The sequence below is a fragment of the Streptomyces sp. NPDC111520 genome, from assembly GCF_055635295.1.
In genome coordinates this window covers 218,978-238,651 of sequence record NZ_JBVKBW010000012.1, presented here as the reverse complement: position 1 = coordinate 238,651, position 19,674 = coordinate 218,978, and the positions used below count along the sequence as shown (strand labels likewise).

General features: G+C 68.5%; 15 protein-coding genes and 4 pseudogenes. 12 read left to right on the top strand and 7 right to left on the bottom strand.

Annotated features, from left to right (window positions below; all coding sequences use genetic code 11):
- Window positions 1–28: 28 nt before the first annotated feature.
- The 3 genes and pseudogenes from ACZ7MY_RS28115 to ACZ7MY_RS28105 form a co-directional block, all read right to left on the bottom strand.
- Window positions 29–685 carry an adenylate kinase family protein gene (locus ACZ7MY_RS28115; RefSeq protein WP_499605978.1) on the bottom strand — a complete coding sequence of 219 codons (657 nt, stop codon included), beginning with the start codon at window positions 683–685 and terminating at the stop codon, window positions 29–31.
- Window positions 686–699: 14 nt separating this feature from the next.
- Window positions 700–915: a hypothetical protein gene (locus ACZ7MY_RS28110; protein ID WP_499605977.1), complete on the bottom strand. Its 216-nt coding sequence runs from the start codon at window positions 913–915 to the stop codon at window positions 700–702.
- A 236-nt stretch (window positions 916–1,151) separates the two neighbouring features.
- Window positions 1,152–1,244 (bottom strand): annotated as a pseudogene (locus ACZ7MY_RS28105) (transcriptional regulator); the annotation flags it as partial.
- A gap of 65 nt (window positions 1,245–1,309) precedes the next feature.
- Here ACZ7MY_RS28105 and ACZ7MY_RS28100 point away from each other — a divergent pair.
- From ACZ7MY_RS28100 to ACZ7MY_RS28090, 3 genes and pseudogenes are all read left to right on the top strand, one after another.
- Window positions 1,310–2,872, top strand: coding sequence for an isocitrate lyase/phosphoenolpyruvate mutase family protein (locus ACZ7MY_RS28100; RefSeq protein ID WP_499605975.1), 1,563 nt, complete (start codon window positions 1,310–1,312; stop codon window positions 2,870–2,872).
- A pseudogene (locus tag ACZ7MY_RS28095) lies at window positions 2,848–3,054 on the top strand (IS630 family transposase); the annotation flags it as partial. The gene ACZ7MY_RS28100 and the pseudogene ACZ7MY_RS28095, both read left to right, overlap by 25 nt.
- A gap of 3 nt (window positions 3,055–3,057) precedes the next feature.
- The gene (locus tag ACZ7MY_RS28090; protein ID WP_499605974.1) at window positions 3,058–3,267 is read left to right on the top strand and encodes a hypothetical protein; all 210 of its coding nucleotides are present in this window, start codon (window positions 3,058–3,060) and stop codon (window positions 3,265–3,267) included.
- An 83-nt stretch (window positions 3,268–3,350) separates the two neighbouring features.
- Here the strand turns inward: ACZ7MY_RS28090 and ACZ7MY_RS28085 are convergent, their stop codons facing one another.
- Window positions 3,351–5,654 carry a SpoIIE family protein phosphatase gene (locus ACZ7MY_RS28085; RefSeq protein ID WP_499605972.1) on the bottom strand — a complete coding sequence of 768 codons (2,304 nt, stop codon included), beginning with the start codon at window positions 5,652–5,654 and terminating at the stop codon, window positions 3,351–3,353.
- A 173-nt stretch (window positions 5,655–5,827) separates the two neighbouring features.
- Between ACZ7MY_RS28085 and ACZ7MY_RS28080 the strand changes: the two genes are divergently transcribed.
- The gene (locus tag ACZ7MY_RS28080) at window positions 5,828–6,598 is read left to right on the top strand and encodes an aminoglycoside phosphotransferase family protein (protein ID WP_499605970.1); all 771 of its coding nucleotides are present in this window, start codon (window positions 5,828–5,830) and stop codon (window positions 6,596–6,598) included.
- 501 nt (window positions 6,599–7,099) lie between these two features.
- Here the strand turns inward: ACZ7MY_RS28080 and ACZ7MY_RS28075 are convergent.
- Together ACZ7MY_RS28075 and ACZ7MY_RS28070 are read right to left on the bottom strand one after the other, a co-directional pair.
- Window positions 7,100–9,016 carry a SpoIIE family protein phosphatase gene (locus tag ACZ7MY_RS28075; protein WP_499605968.1) on the bottom strand — a complete coding sequence of 639 codons (1,917 nt, stop codon included), beginning with the start codon at window positions 9,014–9,016 and terminating at the stop codon, window positions 7,100–7,102.
- Between the two features lie 365 nt (window positions 9,017–9,381).
- Window positions 9,382–10,893, bottom strand: a complete 1,512-nt coding sequence (locus ACZ7MY_RS28070) for a dihydrolipoyl dehydrogenase family protein (protein ID WP_499605966.1) — start codon at window positions 10,891–10,893, stop codon at window positions 9,382–9,384.
- Window positions 10,894–11,980: 1,087 nt separating this feature from the next.
- Here ACZ7MY_RS28070 and ACZ7MY_RS28065 point away from each other — a divergent pair.
- From ACZ7MY_RS28065 to ACZ7MY_RS28045, 5 genes and pseudogenes are all read left to right on the top strand, one after another.
- Window positions 11,981–12,310: a hypothetical protein gene (locus tag ACZ7MY_RS28065; RefSeq protein ID WP_499605964.1), complete on the top strand. Its 330-nt coding sequence runs from the start codon at window positions 11,981–11,983 to the stop codon at window positions 12,308–12,310.
- Window positions 12,311–12,380: 70 nt separating this feature from the next.
- Window positions 12,381–12,545 (top strand): annotated as a pseudogene (locus tag ACZ7MY_RS28060) (IS5/IS1182 family transposase); the annotation flags it as partial.
- A 7-nt stretch (window positions 12,546–12,552) separates the two neighbouring features.
- Window positions 12,553–13,950: an MFS transporter gene (locus tag ACZ7MY_RS28055; RefSeq protein WP_499605962.1), complete on the top strand. Its 1,398-nt coding sequence runs from the start codon at window positions 12,553–12,555 to the stop codon at window positions 13,948–13,950.
- Window positions 13,951–14,941: 991 nt separating this feature from the next.
- Window positions 14,942–15,181 (top strand): hypothetical protein, encoded by a 240-nt coding sequence (locus tag ACZ7MY_RS28050; protein ID WP_499605961.1) that lies wholly within the window; start codon window positions 14,942–14,944, stop codon window positions 15,179–15,181.
- 9 nt (window positions 15,182–15,190) lie between these two features.
- The gene (locus ACZ7MY_RS28045) at window positions 15,191–15,439 is read left to right on the top strand and encodes a hypothetical protein (protein WP_499605960.1); all 249 of its coding nucleotides are present in this window, start codon (window positions 15,191–15,193) and stop codon (window positions 15,437–15,439) included.
- Between the two features lie 258 nt (window positions 15,440–15,697).
- Here ACZ7MY_RS28045 and ACZ7MY_RS28040 read toward each other — a convergent pair whose 3' ends face one another.
- Complete coding sequence (locus tag ACZ7MY_RS28040; protein ID WP_499605959.1) at window positions 15,698–15,823, bottom strand: hypothetical protein; 126 nt, start codon at window positions 15,821–15,823, stop codon at window positions 15,698–15,700.
- Between ACZ7MY_RS28040 and ACZ7MY_RS28035 the strand changes: the two are divergent.
- The 3 genes and pseudogenes from ACZ7MY_RS28035 (at window position 15,813) to ACZ7MY_RS28025 (ending at window position 19,650) form a co-directional block, all read left to right on the top strand.
- Window positions 15,813–16,578 (top strand): annotated as a pseudogene (locus tag ACZ7MY_RS28035) (oxidoreductase). The gene ACZ7MY_RS28040 and the pseudogene ACZ7MY_RS28035 sit on opposite strands and share 11 nt — an antisense overlap.
- Before the next feature lie 1,364 nt (window positions 16,579–17,942).
- Window positions 17,943–18,506, top strand: a complete 564-nt coding sequence (locus ACZ7MY_RS28030; protein ID WP_499605957.1) for a glycine-rich domain-containing protein — start codon at window positions 17,943–17,945, stop codon at window positions 18,504–18,506.
- Window positions 18,507–19,101: 595 nt separating this feature from the next.
- Window positions 19,102–19,650, top strand: coding sequence for a glycine-rich domain-containing protein (locus tag ACZ7MY_RS28025; RefSeq protein ID WP_499605955.1), 549 nt, complete (start codon window positions 19,102–19,104; stop codon window positions 19,648–19,650).
- Window positions 19,651–19,674 lie beyond the last annotated feature (24 nt).

Genomic DNA, 19,674 nt, shown 5'->3' with positions numbered 1-19,674 from the left:
GCTTGGCAACGCTCCGTCCTATCCCGGCCTACTGCTGTCGAAGCACAGTGAGCGCGCGACTGGCTATCTCGTCGGGTGTGCCAACAGCGTCGACCGTGACGAGGAGCCCTTGCCTTGCGTAGTGCTGGATGATGGGCTCCACCATCGCTTCGTATCTGCTGAACCGACTGCGGATGCTTGTCTCTTTGTCGTCCTCACGCTGATAGAGCTCACCGCCGCAGACGTTGCAGGCGCCATCGACGTCGAGGGTGTCCACCGCCGGCTCGTAGACGTGCGCCGAGTCGTTACGGCAGAGGTGACGGGCGGACTGATGGCGAACGCGGCCCTCCACCTCCTGTTCGGGAAGGTGCAGGCGCAACACGCTGTCCAGGGGCCTGCCGAGTTCGTGGAGCAGCTCATCGAGAGCAAGCGCCTGGGTGGCGTTGAGCGGGTACCGATCGAGGAGGAAAGCCGCGGAGGCCGCCTGGCACAGTTTGTCCCGGACGATCGCATTGACGATCTCGTCTGGAAGCAGCCTGCCGGAGTCCATGATCTCGGCGGATCGGATCCCCAGGTCGGTGCCCTGGCGGAGGTGAGCGCGTATGAGATCGCTGAAGCTGATGCGCGGCACTGCCAGGGCCCGAGCCAGCGAATGACTCGGTGTCTCCCACAACCACGCCGGTGGTTGCAAGATGGCGATGCGCATCGAGCCTGTCGCCATCAGCGGCAGATCCAATAGCTGTCGCGGATCGGGTTTGTGTATTGCTCACCGCTCGAGCGCGTCACCACGAGACCGCCGTCCTGGTAGGAGATCCGGTCGCCCGCCGCGACGAACACGGGTGCGTCCAACTCGACCTGGAAGGCGGCGTAGAGCTGGATTTCGCTGAGCAAAAGCATCCGCGGCACCGGGGAGACTCCATCGCTGTTCAGGCGCACAACCCAAGCATCCCGCAGGGGCCGGTGCGGCCGCGACTGGTTTCGGTCCGTCGGCGGTTGGAACGGGGGGTTGGGCATGGATTCCGTGAAGTTGATCAGCCGGTCGTGGCGTGCCGAGGTCGTTGAGCAGCAATCCATCCTGTTCGACCGGCTGCCCGTCACGATCGATGACCGGGACTGGGCCACCCGGCTGGGGTTCGACTTGACGGAACCGCACAGACCCTTCAGCGCCCGACTGCGGTCCAGGCGCGTCCGTCGAGCAGCGCCTGGCAGAAGGCGGCCCGGGCGCGGTCGGCAAACAGGGCGGCGGTCTCGGCGAGTGGGGGCACAAGGTCATGATGCCGCAGGGATGGTTCGGGGAGCAGCGAACTGTCCCGGCACTAGCGTCAGGGCCATGACGTCGACGATGCATGAGTTCGACCGCTATGAGGACGTGCGAGCGGCGCTTGCCGACCCGGCACTGGTCCCGGAGCTGCCTGCTGCCGACGACGGTCCTGCCGGGGCGAGTGTCGCGTGGCTGCGTGCCACCGTGGCCCGATTCAGCTCTGGTGAGCAGCACCGGCGGCGGCGCGCTCTGGTGGAGGACGAACTGTCCCGGCTGGAGCCCGCCTCACTACGGCGGGCGGTGGCGGCGGGGCCGGAAGCGGAGGTCCGCGTGCGGGTGGTGCATACTCTCGCCGAGGCCCTGGGGATGTCGGAGCCCAGGATGGTCGCGGAGGCGGTGACCGTCGTTGCCGGGGCCTACTTCGGGGGTACGGACGCAGCCGCTGACGAGGCGGTCGCCCGTCTCATGGCGCAGTTGGCGCCAAGGAACGCGACTGAAGACGGCTTGGAGGCCGCTGCCAACCGCATCGGGCTGCTGGTGCAGGCCTGCTCGGCGACGGCTGCCCTGGTGGAGACCGCGGCCGACAGCGACGTACCGCTGGCCCGGGTGCTCCTGGAGGCTCCGCCGGTATCGGCGATGCGCCGGGTCGCCACGCGTTCCACCCGGGTCGCCGGTCGGGAGATCGCCGAGGGCGATGTGGTTCTCCTGGATCTTGCGGCCGCCCATCGCGTGCACCCCGTATCGCTCACCTTCGGCGCACCACCGCGGGTCTGTCCCGGCCGGGCCCATGCACTTGCTCTGGCCGACGGCCTGCGCCGACGCCCGCTGACCGACTTCGCCCGCCTCCATCACCAGGCCACCCCGCTGCTGCTTCCCAACGCCTGGGACTACGCCTCTGCGGCCGCTCTGGCGGCGCAGGGCTTCGCGGCGATCGGCACCACAAGCCTGGGCGTGGCTGCGGCCGTCGGCCTGACGGACGGGGCGGCCGCGACCGCGGAAGCGACCTTGGCTCTGGCCCGCCGACTCGGACGCGGCTCCTTCCTGTACACCGTCGATGCTGAAGGGGGCTTCAGCGACGACCCGGAGGAAGTGGCTGAGCTGGCCCGGAGGCTTTCCTCCGCAGGAGCCGGAGGGATCAACCTCGAAGACGGCCGCCCCGACGGCACCCTCGCCCCCGTGGAGTTGCACGCCGCGAAGATCGCTGCCGTCAAGGCCGCCGTGCCGGAGCTGTTCGTGAACGCCCGCACCGACACCCACTGGCTCGGACGCCAGGAGGAGGAGACAGCGGCGCGCCTCGCGGTCTACGAACAGGCCGGTGCGGACGGGGTGTTTGTGCCAGGGCTGTCGGACCCGGACGAGATCGCCGCGCTGACGGCAACCCTCGTCGCCCCGCTGAACATTCTGTACACACCGACCGGACCCGCCCTCACCGACCTGGCCGCACTGGGTGTGCGCAGGATCAGCCTCGGCTCGATGCTCTACCGCAGGGCCCTGGCGGCGGCTGTGGCCACCGCGACGGCCATTCGCGACGGCCGGCCGGCGGATCTCGTGACCCTCTCCTACGCAGAGGTGCAAGCATTGGGAGAGCCTGAAGGGATGCCGCGGGCTACGCGTCCCGGGCCAACCCCATAGAGGCCCCCTTCGGGCCGCAGCGGCAGTTCACTGTCGCCAACTCCCACCACCGCAACCACACCGTCCAGACCCGGGCCTTGCACGCCTACCTGCGATGGCGCAACCAGAACGCCCGACACCCCGACGTCCTTGCCGCACAACGGACGAAGTGTGCTCGCATCCGCAGCCAGAAGGGTCGGCGTGGCGTGGCTGGAACAACCGTGCCCGACCACGATCTCGACGCCGCCGTCTCCCACGCCCACCATGCCCTCGACACTGCCTTGAGCACCGGCGCGGCCCGGTGCCGAAGGCTGCTCACCAGCCTGCTCCCCCGGCTGGAGGCCCACCGTGCCGGCCACACCGCGGCCAGCGCCTCTCTCGATGAAGCCCGGCACCGGCTGGCCTCGGCCGCCTGACAACCCACATCCTGATTTTGTCGGGTCATATGGGCACCGCGTTTTCGGTGACGACCGGCGTCAGAGTTGGGCGCCGATTGTGCTCAGCGCACGCCCGCCCACGACTGCGCCCCACTCAAACCGCTGACCGACACTTCTGCCCAGACAGACTTCCCGTCAGCGTGGTAGCGGGTGCCCCATCGGTCGGCGAGACTCGCGATGATGAAGAGCCCCCGCCCGGTCTCATCGCTGGTACGGGCATGCCTGACATGCGGAGAAGTCGGCGCACCGTCGCTGACCTCGAAGGTGAGGGTCTGGTCAAGGATCAAGCGGAGGCGCAGCGGGGGACTTCCGTAGCGGACGGCGTTGCCGACGAATTCGCTGACGAGGAGTTCGCTGGTGTAGACGATTTCCGCGTCAAGGCCCCATACTTCCAGCTGCCGCCGAGTCGCCGCTCGAGCGATCGGCGCCGCCTCAGGGCCCTCCGGCAAAGCAAGAGTGAGGACCTTGTCCGGGGGCAGTGCCTTGGTGCGGGCGAACAGCATCGCGGTCTCAACGGGAAGTGGGCCATCTGCGAGCTGGTGAGCGAGCGTGTCTGACAAAGCCACGAGCGGTCCCGAACCAGCCGCTTCCAGCAGCGGGCGCAGAGGGCCGGCCGACGTCGACACCTCGGTGGTCGTACTCATCACGATGGTGCTTCCCACAGGCAATGCGAAGGTCGCAGCGGGAAAGGGCGCAGTGTCGCGTGCTGCAAGCTGAGGTCCGGACTGCGCCACGAGACCGGTTGAGGTGCCGTCGGGAAAGATAGCGAAGGATTCAGGAAGTCCCGCACATGCGGTGGTGCAGGTGCGGTCCACGGGGTCGTAGATCGCAATGGCACAGCCGGCGGTGAGAGGTTCGCGATGTAGCGGATCCACAGGCGGCAATGCGGCGCGCGCGGCGACGAGACGCGCCGTTGTATCGCTCAACCGGGCGAGCAGTTCGTCGGGCTGCAGGTCCAGAGCGGCAAGGGTGTGGACGGCTGTTCGCAAAAGTCCCATGGTGATGGCCGCAGGGATGCCCTTGCCCGCCACGTCTCCGACGATCAGTGCGGTGCGCGCGCTGGGGAGTGCGATTGCATCGGACCAGGCGCCGCCACCTTCTTCGCCAGGGATGTGCAGATGGCGGACCTCGAGGGTGGCCTGGGTATCGGGCTGTGGTGGGAGGATCCTGCTCTGGATGGTGGAGGCGATGATCCACTCGCGCATGTACCGGCGGGCGTTGTCGATGCACAGTGAGGCATGTGCGCCGATCGCGGACGCCGCGTCAAGGTCGCCTTCGTCGAAGGGTGCTTCCCCCTCGTGACGGAAGAAGGTGACCATCCCGAGCAGCTGTCCTCGAACCGTCAATGGGGCCACGATCAGAGAGTGAGCACCGGATCGCCGGATCTCGTCCGCCTGCTCCGGCTCCGCCCACGCACACGCTTCGTCGACCGACATCAGGCGGACTTGCGGGGCGCACAGGATGCGGGCGGTGGGGGTGCCGGCAGTGAGGGAGCGAAGTGTTCTACGTGCCGAGATCCGGCCCAGTATGGCTGCTTGGCGCAGGGAAACGGCCTTCTTGACCGGCGTCCGCGGAGGGTCCTGTCCGCGAACCACCTCTTCGACCACCTCGACAGCTGCGGTCCCGGCGAAGGCGGGCACCACGGCCTCGACAAGCTCCCAACTGACGTCCGTGACGCTCAGACGGTGTCCTACGTTCGCGCGAATCCGCTCCAGTAGGGCTCGGTGTTCCCTGGCTCTTTCTCGCTCAGTCACATCAAGCGTGCAGGCCACGAGCCCCTGCACGCCTCCGGACGAGTCTTCCAGACGGAAGTACGAAACGGCGTAGACGCCGTAATCGGGCCGGCCCGACGGGTGCCTCCTGCGGACGAGCCGGTTCACCGCAGCGTCCCCACTGTCGAGGACCCTGCGCGCCACGGCGGCTTCCTCCTCGACCCCCATGAACGCCCAGGCCTCGGGGAAAAAGGCGCCCAGCGAGCTTTCTGTGGACGTGTCGCCCACTGCTTCGGCGACCGCGCTCGTCCGGACGATGCGCAACTGCTCGTCGAGGACGTACAGCGCCACAGGCAGATGATCGAACACGGCCCTCAAGATCGCGGTATCCCGGGTTGCCGACGAACACCCGGCTGCGAGGACTCGCCACACCACAGCACTACCCCGCACGACAGGCTTGACCACGACCGTGGCCGCTTCCGCCGCGCCTCCGTGCCGCCCTCCCCCGTCCGTGGAGACGTCGTGCATGAGAGCAGTCACGGACCGTCCGATGGTGTCCGTTGCAGAGCGCCCAAACAGCTCCTCAGCTGAACGTTCCCACTCGATCACCCGGCCCGCCTCGTCGACGAGGGCGAGCGCCTCACCGCTGGGCATGTGAGCACCTCCGACCTATACCTGCCCGCATCGCAAAGGATGCAGCCGCACCAGCCGATAGCTACACCCATCGGCTCAGACCGTTTGACCGCCGCTTAAAGGCTGTGAATTTTGGTGAAGACGGTTGATACGTATCAGACGCTGGTCGTCAGCCGCGCGGTAGCGTCCCGCGTATGGCGAACGAGGACGTGTTGCAGAACCAGCCTCACCGGAAGGTGGTACGGGTCGGAGACACCGTTCGCCGCCCCTCCCAGCCTTGGACACCGGCGGTCCACACCTTGCTCAGGCATCTGGAATCGGTGGGCTTCTCCTACGCTCCCCGGCCTCTGGGCTTCGATGAGCACGGCAGGGAGGTGCTCACCTTCATCCACGGCGAGTCCGGACCGCAGGGTTGGGCCAAGGTGGTGGAAGACCAGGGCCTGTTCGCCTTCGCCCAGCTGCTGCGCGACTACCACGACGCGACCGCAGGATTCTCGCCCCCGGCCGAGGCAGCCTGGTCCGACAGCTCAAGTGCGCCCGGCGAGGGCGAGGTGATCTGCCACGGCGACTTCGGCCCCTGGAACGTCGTGTGGCAAGGCAATCGCCCCGTGGGGATCATCGACTGGGACTTCGCCCGGCCGGCGCCGCGGACGCACGATGTGGCCTACGCGCTGCAGTACGTCGCCCCATTTCGCGATGACGCCGAGTGTCTGCGCTGGTTGCACTACCCAGAGCCGCCCGACCGCCACCGCCGTCTGGAGCGCTTCTGCACGGCCTACGGTCTCACCACCACCGCTGGGGTCGTGGATGCAGTGATCGACAGGCAACAGGAGGACATGCATCTCGTGCACCGGCTGGCCTCCCAAGGGCACGAGCCGCAGGCCACGTGGGTCCGCGAAGGTGTGCTGGAGGAACTTGAACGCCGGCTCACCTGGAGCCGCTCGAACCGCCGTCTTTTCGAGTAGTAATCCGTACCTGCCACCCTCGCCTCCGCCGGATCTGCACGTCCAGGTCTGGTCGCGGTGCAGGGTGATCCGCGCGCTCATGGCTGCGGCGCCCGGTTGGGGCTTGGGGACGGTACGGCGGTGGCGTGGGCTTTAAGTGATCATTTCAGCCACAGAAGGATCTCGTTCGGCTCCGCACCGTAGCGACGGTCCCCGAGCAGCCGCGAGCGCCGCACGGCTCATCGGTCCGCGAGTCCGGAGACGCTGCTGCTGTGACTCCAGGTAGTGACAGCCTCCGAAGCCATGACCTGCTGAAACACCGCCGACCGCCGGCCCTCGCGCCTGGCAACCAACCTCACCTGCCTGTTTGCCACGCTCACCTTCGATGACGTCCGGTGCTGGCGGTGGCAGAGCCGTCAGCCGGCCGTCTTGGCGCCGGATCCGCGATGGCGGATTCGCCCCCACCGGGTACGACGAGGCGTGTGGCCCGCGCAGGGCAGTCGAGCGGGAGTCGCGGAGCCGTCACGCGCGCCGGATGATCAGCACAGCCGCGTCGTCGATGTGGTCCACCGCGACCATGGTGTCGAGGATTCGATCAGCGATCTCATCGGCGTTCAACCCGTCGTGGGCGGATTGCGCCGCGAGCGTCGCGACTCGCTCCAGCCCGGCTTCCAGCGTCAGGCTCGGGCCTTCGACCACACCGTCGGTAACCATGATCAGCGCGGCATTCTTGTCCAGGGTGAAGGTTCCCTTGTTGTACACGGCGTCGGGTAGGACTCCGAGCACTGGGCCGCCTGGCAGTTCACGGACACGGTGCCTGCCGTCGTCGCCCACGTACAGCAACGGCACATGGCCCGCGCTGCAGCCCGTGACCTGTCCGTCGGAGGGGTCGATGTACAACATCGTGCAGCTGGCGAATCGCGCCGCGTCCATCGTGACGAGCAGGTCGTTCGTGCGCGTCAGCACGGTCGCCGGGTCCGGTTCGCAGGCGGCGATGGCACGCATGGAGGCACGAACCTGTCCCATGGCTGCGGCGGCGTTCACATCGTGCCCCTGGGCGTCGCCGATCTCGAAGGCGACCGCGCCGTCGGGCACGACGAAGGCGTCGTACCAGTCTCCGCCTATGTCCAGCCCGTCCCGGCTCGGACGATAACGGGCGGTGACCTCCAGGCCCGGGAGGTGCTTCGGCAGCGTGGGAAGCATGGTCTCCTGGAGCGCCACGGCCAACTCCACTCGCACTTCTCGAGACCTGACGCGTCGCAGCGCCTGGCCCGCGAGGTCGGCCAGAGTGCTCATGAGGGCCCGCTCGTCCGGGGACGAGTCATGCTCGCCGTCGTAGGTCACCGCCCAACCCCCGAGCGGCTCACCGCCGACCGGGCTGAGGGAGGTGATCGAGACAGCGCAGCCGGATTCGAGCTGGTCGAAGTACGGCACCATGGCACCCTCCGGCCAGCGGCGTACGTACTCCTCCTGGTTGCGCATGAACTGCGGCTTGCCGGTCCGGATCGCATAGGGCAGCGGGCTCGGATCGTCCAGCGACACGCCGTGTACGGCGGCCACCAGCCTCGGGATCCCGGCATCTGAGGAGACGCACAGGCGGCCTTCGGCAACCAGCGCCAACGCGGCGCCGGTGCCACCAAAGGTCGCGGCGAGGCGTGTCAGGAGGACCTGCTGCACCTCTTGCTCCGTCGCCGCAGTGATCAAGGCGGAGGAAAAGGCCGCTATCTCGGCGGCTCGCTGCCGCGCAGCACTCAACGCGACCAGAGCTTTGCGTCGGCGCGCTTCGCGCTTGGTGTCTTCGCGGATCAATCCGAAGACCCGCAGCGGGCCGCCATACCCCAGCTGGACTCGACGGGCCTGGCAAGACAGAAGGTGCCAACCATCACGCTCGGTGAAGAACCTCAACCTGATCCAGGGAGACTGAGTGACGGTCGACCGCACGAGCCGCCGCAGAGCCCCCCGGTCATCAGGGTGGACTCGCCGGACCACGCTGGACAACGGTACGGAGGCCTCCGGGAACAGCATTGCCAAGGCCGGTGCACCGCCCAGCCACTCCAACTGCTGCTCCTGAGGTGAGTACCTGCACACACCGAGGTTGGCGGCCTTGGCCGCCAACCGGAACGGGATCACAAGTCCGCCCAGGTCGTTCCCCGCGTTCAACGAGTGCAGCCACAGCAGTTGCTCGCCGTCCGCAGGGTCCCTCGTCAGTCGCGCCTCGACCAGGCAGACCAGCGGTGCCGCACCCGGCCCGGGGAACTCCAGCACTCGCATCACGACCGTCATCGTCGTGGCGGCGTGGGCCACGAGGCTTTCGACCGCAGTCAGCTGGGTCGCGGGCAACAGATCAGCCATGTTGCGACCCACGCACTGCTCCGCCGGCCTGTCCAGGACCTTTGCCATGGCCGCGTTGAGGCTGTGGACGGCACCGTCCAGGGTCACGAGAGCCGAGGGGGTAGCCCTTCGGAGAAGATGGTCCGAGGCGTCCATCGGTCACTTCCTGACAGATAGCGAAATCGCTTCTTCAACCAAATTCGGGCGTTATATTCCATAATCTCAGCTAAGGGAGATCGAGCGACGCGACGTTTGAACCACGGGATGCAGCCGGCCCACCATGGCGGTATTCCTCGCGATCCGATCCCGGGATCGGACGGCGCCTGTTACGCCCCCCCATTGAGCACGATCTCCCTCCGGGGGCTTGGCCGCTCTCGCTGCAGCAGACCAGCGGGCAGTAATCGGGTACTTGCAGCCCGTAGCGACATACGGCGGCGAGCGGGTCGGCGCCGTTGGAGGCGAAGAGGCCCTCCTCACCGACGGGTACCATCCGCCCGTACGCGGCCGGCCACCGCACGTCGACCCTCCCTCTCCTGATCTCGCTGGTAGGCGGCGAGGAGGAAGAGCCAGATCTCGCTGACGGTCGGAAAGGAAGCGACCGCGTGCCTCAGTCGTTTGAGGGGGACCTCGCCGGCGACCGCGATGGTTGCCGAGTGCAAGAGTTCGCTGACACCGGGGCCCACAAAGGTCGCTCCGATGAGGATTTCCCGGTCGAGGTCGACGACCAGCCTGGCGTGACCCTGGTAACCGTCGGCGTAGAGCTTGGCGCCCTGGGCGACGTCGAGGTCGAGATCAACAGTCCTGATGCGATAGCCGGAGCGTTCCGCCTGCTCGGCGCTCAGGCCCACCGCGGCCGCCTCGGGGTCGCTGAAGAACACCTGGGGTACGGCGCGCTCGTCGGCGGTGGTGGCGTGGTCGCCCCAGGGCGCGTCGTCCAGCGGGCGACCCGCAGCGCGGGAACCGATCGCGTCACCGGCGGTCCGGGCTTGGTACTTACCCTGATGAGTGAGCAAGGCACGATGGTTGACGTCACCAAGGGCGTACAGCCAGTCGCCGTCGACCCCCTGCACCAGACAGGTGGTGTCCACGTCGAGCCAGGACCCGGGGGTGAGGCCGACCGTGTCCAGGCCGATGTCGTCGGTGGCGGGCGCGCGGCCGGTGGCGCACAACACCTCGTCCGCCTCCAGCTCTTCGCCGTCGTCGAGCGTAAGGGTGACTGGCCCCTCCGGTTCCGGGCGGCGCAGGGCGGTCACCTGGACGCCGATCCGGACATCCGCGCCCGCCTCTCTCAATCCCTGAGCGACCAGTTCGCCGGCGAAGGGTTCCATGCGGGGGATCAAGCGGCGCCGGACGAGCAGCGTGACCTGGGAGCCGAGGCCCTGCCAGAGAGTGGCCATCTCGATGCCGACTCCGCCGCCGCCGATGACGGCGAGGCGGGTGGGCACGCTGCTGGATTCGGTGCCCTGCCGGCTCGTCCAGGGACGGGCCTCGGCGATACCCAGGATGTCGGGCAGCGCAGGCCGGCTGCCGGTGGCGATGGCCACCGCGTGCCGGGCCGTGAGGGTCTGCCGGGTGCCGTCGTCACGGGTGACGCTGACCCGTCGAGGCCCGTCGAGACGGCCGTGGCCACGGAAGAGGTCGGCTCCGATGGACTTGAGGAACAGAGCCTGTCTGGTGTCGTCCCAGTCGCGGACAGCGCGGTTGCGACGGGCGAAGACGCCATCGGCGTCGACCCGACCGGTGACGGCCTGCCGGGCACCGTCCACGCGCCGGGCGTCGGCGATCGCAAGGACGGGACGCAGCAGCGCCTTGCTGGGCACGCACGCCCAGTACGCGCAGTCACCGCCGACCAGTTCCCGTTCCACCACCGCCACGGAGAGACCGGCGGCACGGGCGCGGTCGGCGACGTTCGCACCGGCCGGGCCCGCACCCAGCACGACCACGTCGTAACACGTGTCTACCTGGGGGTCGCGCGATTCGCTCATGCTCTTCCCCGCCTTCCTGGGAGTGCCCGACGACGGTCGAGGATGTGGTGACGCGCCCGGTCGGTTGCGCCGGTCGGGCCGTCCGACAGGCGTGGGTGTGCGGGGTGACGAGCAACCGGACAGTGTCACACGGTTGGCGTGGACATGGCCGTAGGTCGTTCGGTGTCCAACGCCAGATCGCCTACGATCCCGGGGGCGCTGACGCCCACGGCCCTGGGAACCTTGAGCTGTGACTCGCCGATGTCGGCTCGGGCCGGCGATGTGGCGGTGTGGGTCAGCGGGCTGCGCACGGCAGGCAACTCCCCTGCACCGGCTTTGGCGACGCGCGCCCCTATGCAGGTGTGGGCGGACAGGCAGTAGGTGCAATTGTTGTACTCTGCGCCGGCGATTGCCAGCCGTTCCCGGACCGAGGGCCGGGATCACGGACGCTGGTCCGCCACGTGGGCAGCACCAGCGCGACGATCAGCACGAGTAGCCGGAGACCATCACCCAGACCGGCGGCCGGTGCGTACCGCGTATCAGCCGACGCATCCGCTCGGCGATGTCGGCGGGCAGCACCCCGGCACCTTTTGCCTGCGAAATGGTTGCCTCAGGAACCACAAGCCGCTGACTGGCGAAGTCCTCCCGGCCGGTACCGACGCAACCGGGCAGGCAACTGGTGTCCAGATGTCACAGACCGATAAGCGTTCGGCACCCATCGTAACGTCGCACTGGGCCTTCACCCGCAGTCCGCCCACCACAGCAGCACGGTAAGAGTTCGGGTGATGCTCGACGCAAATAGAGCACAAGAACTCCAGCACCCTCTGAGAGGTAGGCATGCCGGAGTGCAGCAAGAACCGTTTCCCGACGGGCCCCACGCCGGCGGAGGGCTGCGGTACTCCCCCAACCCCGCCTTTCTGCACTTCTGTTCTGGAGGGAGAGGGCTACGGCCACTACCTGAGCGACTTCGCGGCACGGGAGAGGCCGCGACCGAGAGCCGATGACGGCAATCAGGGCGGGACCCCCGAGCCCGAACGGCACAGAGCCCCGTCTGCGGCACGAGGCCCGGCAAGGCGCCCATACCGTACACAGCAGTAAGGACCACACAGTGACCAGGGACATCGACATCCTGCACCCGGAAAACGGCGCGATCGTGCCGCCCGACCAGATCACCACCGCTGTCACTGCGGGCCCCCTGGCCTACGGCGATGGCACGACCCAGACCTTCCGACCCGACGGAAGCACCTCCTACTTCGAGACAGGACGCCAGACGGAGGGCACCTGGTCCGTCGACGAGGATGGCCGCTTCTGCTCCTTCTGGCCGCCCTCCTACCAAGCCTCCTACGATCTGCGATGGGTGGTGGAAGACGGAACGGTCGTCGGCCTTCGGTTCACCGATCCTAGGAGCGGCACCAGCTTCGACGGCCGTTTCCAGTAACCCCACGTTCCGCCCGAGCCGGCAAGCCCGAGAGGTGGCCGACCAGCTTGGAACGGCAGATCGCTGTGAGTCCGCTGGAGGAACTCAGGACAGCCGGGGTGAAGCCGATCGTGGACATTCACCGAACGAGACACCATGCGGCCGCGGCCGGTACCTCAAACCCTGGTGCCTACGTACAGACAAGGCCTACGACCGCGCTGACCTGCGCAGGTGGCTCCAGGGCAAGAGCCGCGGGAGAACACATGACCGGAATCAAACACAGCGCGGTCACACACCGTGCACCGCGGATGCGCGTCGTCACTGCGTCGTCGTGTGCCGCAGCGGTCCCGACCCGACCCGCGGCCGCACGAGCTTCCAGCCGAACCCCCGTCACGGAGCCGGGCAGCAGGCGTGGCTGGGCGTCCGTGGGTGCCGTTGCACTCGGTGCGTTCGTCGTCGTCATGACGGAGACGCTGCCTGTGGGGCTGCTGCCAAGAATCGCCGAAGGACTGCATGTCTCGCTCGGTCTGGCGGGGCTGATGGTGCTCGTACCGGGTCTCAGTGCCGCCGTGTCGGCGCCGCTGTTCTTCCTTGGCTCCGGTCGCCTCAACCGGCGCCCGGTCATCCTCATCCTGGGTTTGACAGTGCTGGTGTCGAACGCAGTCGTCGCGGTGGCCCCGAGCTTCGCCCTGGTGCTGATCGCCCGTATGCTCCTCGGCGCCACCATCGGAGCCTTCTGGACCGTGGTCTCACCGGTCGGACCCAAGTTGGTGGGGCCGGCCGGCGGCACTCGTGCCATCACCATCATCGCGGCGGGTATATCGGGTGGCACGGTAGTGGGACTGCCTGCCGGACAAATCCTCGGCAATCTGATCGGCTGGCGTCTCACCTTCGCCACCGCTGCGGCGGCCACACTACTTGTCGTAGCTGCCCAGACAATCCTCCTGCCGAGCATTCCACCGGACAAGAGTACGCACGTGCGTGATCTCCTGAAGACCGTGTCACGCCGAGCCGTTCAGTTCGGGATGGCGGCAGGCGCCGTGCTGTTCATCGGTCAGTTCGCCGCGTGGACGTACATCACTCCGTTCCTGACAGACCACACCCATCTGTCCAGTGGCGTGATTACCCTGCTGTTCGTCATCTACGGCTGCGGTGGCCGCAATGCTCATTGGGCTGGCGAGCGCGGGAACCCTACCGTGGCTGGCTGGCCTGCTGCTCGCACTCTGGGGCGTGATCTGGGGAATCGCGAACCCGGCAACCTTGGTCTGGCTACTCGACGCAGCCCCGGAAAACCAGGAGGCGGCATCGGCGGTGAATGTCACAAATTTGCAGGTCTCTCTGGCGTTGGGATCTGCGCTCGGCGCGATTCTCGTGTCAACCACAACCCTGCAAACAGTGTTCTTTGTAGCGGGCTTCACCGTCCTCGGCGCCGGCATGCTCGCCGCAGTGGCGGGGCGGTTCGTGACGCTCACACAGAGGAAATGAAGGGGCTTGAGCAAGACGGGGTCGAGTGCCCGCGGACCGGGGTAAAAAATGCTCCTCGCGGGCGTATAGGGGCAATGGCATTGCGTTACGGTTCGGGCGGTTCGATGGCGACGGCCTGTGCTGGTGTCTGGGAAGGTTGCGGCCAGTTTCGGTGCGTGAATCGCTTGAGCCAGTAGTTGGACATCTTGCGTTTCACAACGCGGGGCTGGGAAGGAAGCCTGAGGGGTGACAGCAGGTGTCCAGCGAATGTCACCGCCCGCGCTTGGCGGGGAGGAGATGACTGTCGCCATCGGGAGGAGCCGGGCTCTTGGCGACGGATATTGCGCGCTATCGGCGTCCGCCACATCCTGGCCGGCATCCGCCGCCTGTGACGGTCCCTCGGCCTGCCCTTCTCTCGGCTCGAAGCCGCCGCGGGCTCACCCTTGTCAAGGCCGTGTCGCGGCAACCGGCATGTGCCAGGTTGTCGAGGACGGGTACTTGTCCGGCCCCCGACGCTGACGAGATGGTCATCGCATGTGGATCTTTTGGGTACCCCTCGTACTTGTCATCGCACTTGCCTCTTGGGTCGGTTGGAGGGCACGTCGGCATGGCGAGCATCCCTTCCGGGACGGCGCCGCCATGTCGCAGGACGTCCGGGATGCTCGCCGCGACATGCGTGCCTGGAAATCGGGCTCGTTGGGGCACAGCGGCGAGGACCTGTCCTGGATGAAGAAGCGTCACTGACCGAGGTCGCCGATGCATGCACGTTACCGGCGCCGTGCGCTTCGCCTCCTGTTGCAAAGCGACTGAGGACACTCGTTCGCTGCCGGCCCCTTTCAGTCACTGCCGCAGGTACTTGATCAGCGGGTGGGACCGCCTCCGCAGCACAACCGGAACGACTTACGAGACCCGTGACAGGGAAGGCGGTGTCTCTCTGTCTGCAGGTCGGAAGCCAGCCCATGGTTCGGTCGCTTCGGTCGCTGCGCCCGCTCCTCGGCAGGGTTTTCGGGGACGGACCACAGTACCCCTCAGGACGGGCCGCTTCGCTCGAACGGTCAGTGCGCTGGTCCCCAGCCGATGCTCCCGATACCCTCCAATGACGAAGGGTCTTTCCACTCGGAGGACAGCATGAGCGCCCAGCCCGCGGACACCGGTCCTGCCCCCCAGGCCGCGCCTACGATCCGCAGCGTGCGCGCAGCCCTCCCCCCGGAGCACCGGGCCGGCTTCAACGAGCAGATCGACAACACTGAGCTTCACATGATCGGTACGGTCCTGGCCGACTGGGATGCCCGGGCTCGGGCCCTTGCGAGTCCGGCCATGCTCGCCATGGCGCGGCGCATCGCCGACGAGCGGGCCGGCAAAGCCGAAGCTCCCCCCACGGCGTCCGATGCCGAGATTCGGGCCCTCGCCCCGTCCATGCGCCCGTAGTCTGGCTCCGTGCCGTATGAGATCGACCTCAGCTCCGAGGTCGTCGCCGAATTCCAGCTTCTCCAGCCCTGGGCACGCCGTTCTCTCGAAGCGGCCCTCCTGGTGGCCTCTGGCGACCCGCACCGGCTTCCTGGCATCCCCCAGCAGTCTGAGCACGCCCGAATTCTGAGCTTCGCCGACGGTCGCGGACTGTGCATGGTGGAGATCGACGACGACACCAAGCGCCTGGCCGTCCGGCTCATCGAACCGCCCCGCTGACCGGCAACGGTCAGTGGTCGTCCTCGGACGCGGCCGACCATGGTGCCGGCCGGTCGGACCTACTCGTCGAAGACCATTCGTGGGCACCCGCGCAGCCGCGGTGTCCGTGCCGTAGTGCAGCAGCCAACCCCACGAGCGCAAGAGTCCGCTGCCGCCTCGGTCACCGTCGAACTCACGGACACCGACTCGCTCGATTGCCTTGGTCAGAACTGAGGTCAGCTCGCACGGCGACCCGGGCAACTCGCCCAGGCGCTGTCGTCAGGTGAGCAGTTCGTGGAGGAGAGCCCGGGCGAGCCAGTCGCAGAATTCCTCGTACGCCCAATTGCGGTCACCGACAAGATGGCCGTGGAGACCAGGCCGGAAGAACATCTCCATGTCCGTCACACAGGCATTCATCCCGACCATCCCGATCCCGGGCGAGTTCGCAGGGCGGCGCGCCCTGGTCACCGGCGGGTCGCGCGGGATCGGCGCGGCCGTGGCACAGCAGCTCGTCGACGGTGGGGCGACAGTCGTCACCAGCGCTCGCAACCGCGCCGAGGACACCCCCAAGGAGTCCACCTTCATCAGTGCCGACATCCGCAGCGCAGATGGGGCTCGTCGCCTGATGGACGAAACCCTCGACACTCTCGGCGGCCTCGACCTCCTGGTGATCAACGCGGGCGCCGCCCGCGTCCACCTCACGGGCGTTCCGGACGAGGAGTGGGAGGACTCCCTCGCGATCAACTTCTTGTCGGCGGCGGGTCACCTCGGCCGCCTTGCCCGCCCAGAAGCAAAGCGATCGGGCGGCCATCGTCAACGTCTCTTCGGCCGTCAGCGCCAACCCTCCCGCACCCGTCCTGCACTACGGAGCGGCCAAGGCGGCACTGGAAAGCTGGTCGAAGGGCCTTGCCACCCAGCTGACGCCCTCCGGTATCCGGGTCAACACCGTCGTCCTTGGCATGGTGCTCACCCCAGGGGGCACAGAGCTGCTGGAGACGGTTGCGGGGGCCATGGGCGCCACCGCGGAGCAGGTCTACGCCTCGGTTCCGATCGGCCGAGGCGGCGACCCCCGTGACGTCGCCGAGGCAATCGCGTTCCTGCTGTCCGACCGGTCCCAGTGGATCGCCGGCAGTTCCCTTCACCTCAACGGCGGGGCCTGAGGTCGCGTCTGCCGGCGCGGTGTAACGATGGCCACTCGGTGATCCCTTCTCCGGGATCAACTCGGTCACCGTGTATGGCGAGTACCGGGGGACCACGTACGAGTACGGCCAGTGGATGCCGCGGCTCTACACGGTCTGCACGGGATAGAAGAACGTTGAGCGCTCCAGCAGCGGCGGGACTCACGGCCACGCCCTCCGCACTACGGGAGGCCGTGGCGGCGGAGGAGCGGCTACGCCACAAGTGCGCCGCCATGCGGCGAGAGCATGAAGGCGCAGGGCGTCACCAATTCCATGATGGCCGAGCACAGGCTTTGGACCGAGGAGATCGCCCGGGAGTGCGGCGCCCCCGAGCGCGAGCCGACGGCATCAAGGGCCGCACCCGCAGGGGTGCGGCCCTTCGTCGTACAGGGAGGGGAGCGGCTTGCCGTCCGGTGCTGCGGTGACAACTTCGGCGCGGCAGGCGCTTCGAGGGCCGAGTGCGCGCGCTCGTGCTGACCTGCGCCGAACGCTACTGCCAGGGGCGGGTGGGTTCGCTGCCTCGAGACGGGGGCCTCGACCGCGAGTGGTGTGCATCATCGTCTGGGCCGTCCTCACGGCCGGGGGCGTGGTCGCTGTGTCCTTCGAGGGCATGTCCGAGAGCGCCTAGCAGATCGGCACGGGGATCGTCCTGGTCGTCGTGGTCGTCGCGGCCGCCGCGGTCTTGCAGCGCAACATCTGGCGCGGCGTGGACCTCGTCGGCCTCGTCACAGGCGGGCCGTGACCGGGGATCCGGCGCACCGCGTAGCGCGCCGCGTAGGGTCACCCGGTCGGCTACCCAATGTGCATAAGTCATTACCCACGGCGATTCTTGCTGTGGGCTCGCCGCTGTCTCCGACAGCACTTGTCTCCTGCTGAGCGGCGTCCGCCGCGCGTTGTGGGCCCCTTGCTGCGGAGGTGACGTGTTGTCCCGAATAGCCATACCTCGGGCGTGGTCGGCAGTGGCCGCGAGCGTGGCCCTGGTGTCCAGTGCTCTGACGGGTGCCGCGTATGCGGAAGGCGCCGGCGGCGGTCAGGCTGGCGCTGTGAAGCCAGGCGCGGAGACCGGTCTCACGGACCCGTGCCTGTTGTTCCCGTACTTCCCCGGGTACTGCCCCGGCCGCCCCGGGCATCACGGGCACCCGGGGCGCCCCGGGATTCCCGGCCCACCAGGGCCTCCTGGCCCTGCCGGCCCGGCTGGTCCTACTGGTCCCGCCGGGCCGACTGGTCCCGCCGGACCTCAGGGCGAGACCGGCCCGCAAGGGCCCGACGGACCTGCCGGACCTCAGGGCCCGCAGGGCGATCCCGGCCCGCAGGGGCCTCCTGGTGTCGCACCGCCACACGGCCTGGTGGACTACGACGATCCCGGTGTCTTCGAATTCGTCCCGCCCGCGAATGTCACCACAGTCTTCATCCAGGCGTGGGGTGGCGGCGGCGGCGGTGCGGGTGGTAACGCCGCCCTGAGCGGAGCCGGTGGTGGCGCCGGGGGCTTCGCCTGGTGCGTCCTGCCTGTCCAGCCCAGTACACCGGTCACGGTGTTCGTCGCCACAGGAGGTGTCGGCCAGTCCGGAGAAACGGACGGCCTTGTCGGCGGAAACAGCGGGGCGATCAACAGCGTCGGCAATTTCGCAGCCGGCCGCGGCGGCCTCGGTGGGAGGTTCCTCCCCTCAGTCGGTGGCACGGGCGGCATGGGCGAATGCAACGGCATCCAGGGCACGGTCCGTCAAGGCGCCGCCGGCGGCCCTGGATCGTTCTCGAGTGCTGCACCCGGCGGCCCGGGAGGCCGTCCGGCAGTGGACGGCATCATCCAGCCGGCGCCGGCAGGTGCGGGAACCGGCGGCACCGGCGGCGCCAACGGCGCCGACAACACCGGCGACAACGGCGGCAGCGGATACGTCGTCATCTGGTGGTAGACCGCCCTGGCCCGATGCACCGCGGAGCGCGCCGGCACTGCGCCTTCAGGGGCCCGCAGGATCACCTGCGGCTACTGAACGCACGGCGATTCTGACGGTGTGCTCGCCGCTGTCGATCGCAAGTAGCGGCGGCTGCCACACGTGGGGGCCCCTTCCTGGAGGTGAAGCGTTGTCTCGAATAGCCATACCTCGTGTGTGGTGGGCGATGGCCGCGGGCGTGGCCTTGGCGTCCAGTGCTATGACAAGCCCTGCGTACGCCGGGAGTGCCGACAGCGGTCAGGCTGTGAAGCCCGGCGTCGAAACCGGCCTCGCCGACCCGTGCTTGCTGTTCCCCTACTTCCCGGGGTACTGCCCCCGCCGTCCGGGGTACAACGGCCATCCGGGAAGCCCCGGGATTCCCGGCCCGCCCGGGCCGCCTGGACCTCCCGGGCCGCCGGGAGCCCCAGGAGCGCAGGGCCCCGCCGGGCCCGCCGGGCCCGCCGGCCCTCAGGGCGAGACCGGCCCACAAGGGTCCGTCGGACCCGCTGGGCCTCAGGGACCCGTCGGACCCGCGGGGCCTCAGGGGCCGCCCGGCACGTCCCCGGCACACGGCCTGGTGGACTTCGACGACGCCGGGACCTTCGTGTTCAACCCGCCTACAGGGGTCACCAGTGTGTTCGTCCAGGCATGGGGCGCCGGCGGGGGCGGAGCCGTAGGTGGCGGCGCGATCACCGGTGCCGGTGGCGGCGCCGGCGGCTTCGCCTGGTGCGTCCTCCCCGTCCAGCCGGGCACACCGGTCGCGGTGGACGTCGGCACCGGCGGCGCCGGTGGCGTCGGCGCGACCAACGGTTCTCCGGGGACACCGACCGCAGTGGACAACAGCCTGGGCGGCGTCGCGTCGGCCGGTGGCGGCGGAGGCGCGTCGCTGCTGATCGGGGGCAGTGGTGGCACGGGCGTCTGTCCCGGGCAGGGAACCGCCCGCACGGGCGCGGACGGTCAGGAGGGCAACCCGCTACCGGGCGCCCCGGGTCAGGGCGGTCGTCCCGCGGTGGACGGCGTCGTCCAGCCGGCACCGACCGGTGCGGGCGAGGGCGGCGACGGCGGCGGCGACACCGACGCTCCAGGCACGGCGGGCGGCGACGGATACGTCGTCATCTGGTGGTAGAGAGCAGGCGGCCGGGCGCACACC

What these genes read in the sequence shown, in the direction of transcription:
- ACZ7MY_RS28115 (WP_499605978.1), bottom strand. Translation starts at nt 685, where the DNA reads ATGCGCATCGCCATCTTGCAACCACCGGCGTGGTTGTGGGAGACACCG.
- ACZ7MY_RS28100 (WP_499605975.1), top strand. Translation starts at nt 1,310, where the DNA reads ATGACGTCGACGATGCATGAGTTCGACCGCTATGAGGACGTGCGAGCG.
- ACZ7MY_RS28085 (WP_499605972.1), bottom strand. Translation starts at nt 5,654, where the DNA reads ATGCCCAGCGGTGAGGCGCTCGCCCTCGTCGACGAGGCGGGCCGGGTG.
- ACZ7MY_RS28080 (WP_499605970.1), top strand. Translation starts at nt 5,828, where the DNA reads ATGGCGAACGAGGACGTGTTGCAGAACCAGCCTCACCGGAAGGTGGTA.
- ACZ7MY_RS28070 (WP_499605966.1), bottom strand. Translation starts at nt 10,893, where the DNA reads ATGAGCGAATCGCGCGACCCCCAGGTAGACACGTGTTACGACGTGGTC.
- ACZ7MY_RS28055 (WP_499605962.1), top strand. Translation starts at nt 12,553, where the DNA reads ATGACCGGAATCAAACACAGCGCGGTCACACACCGTGCACCGCGGATG.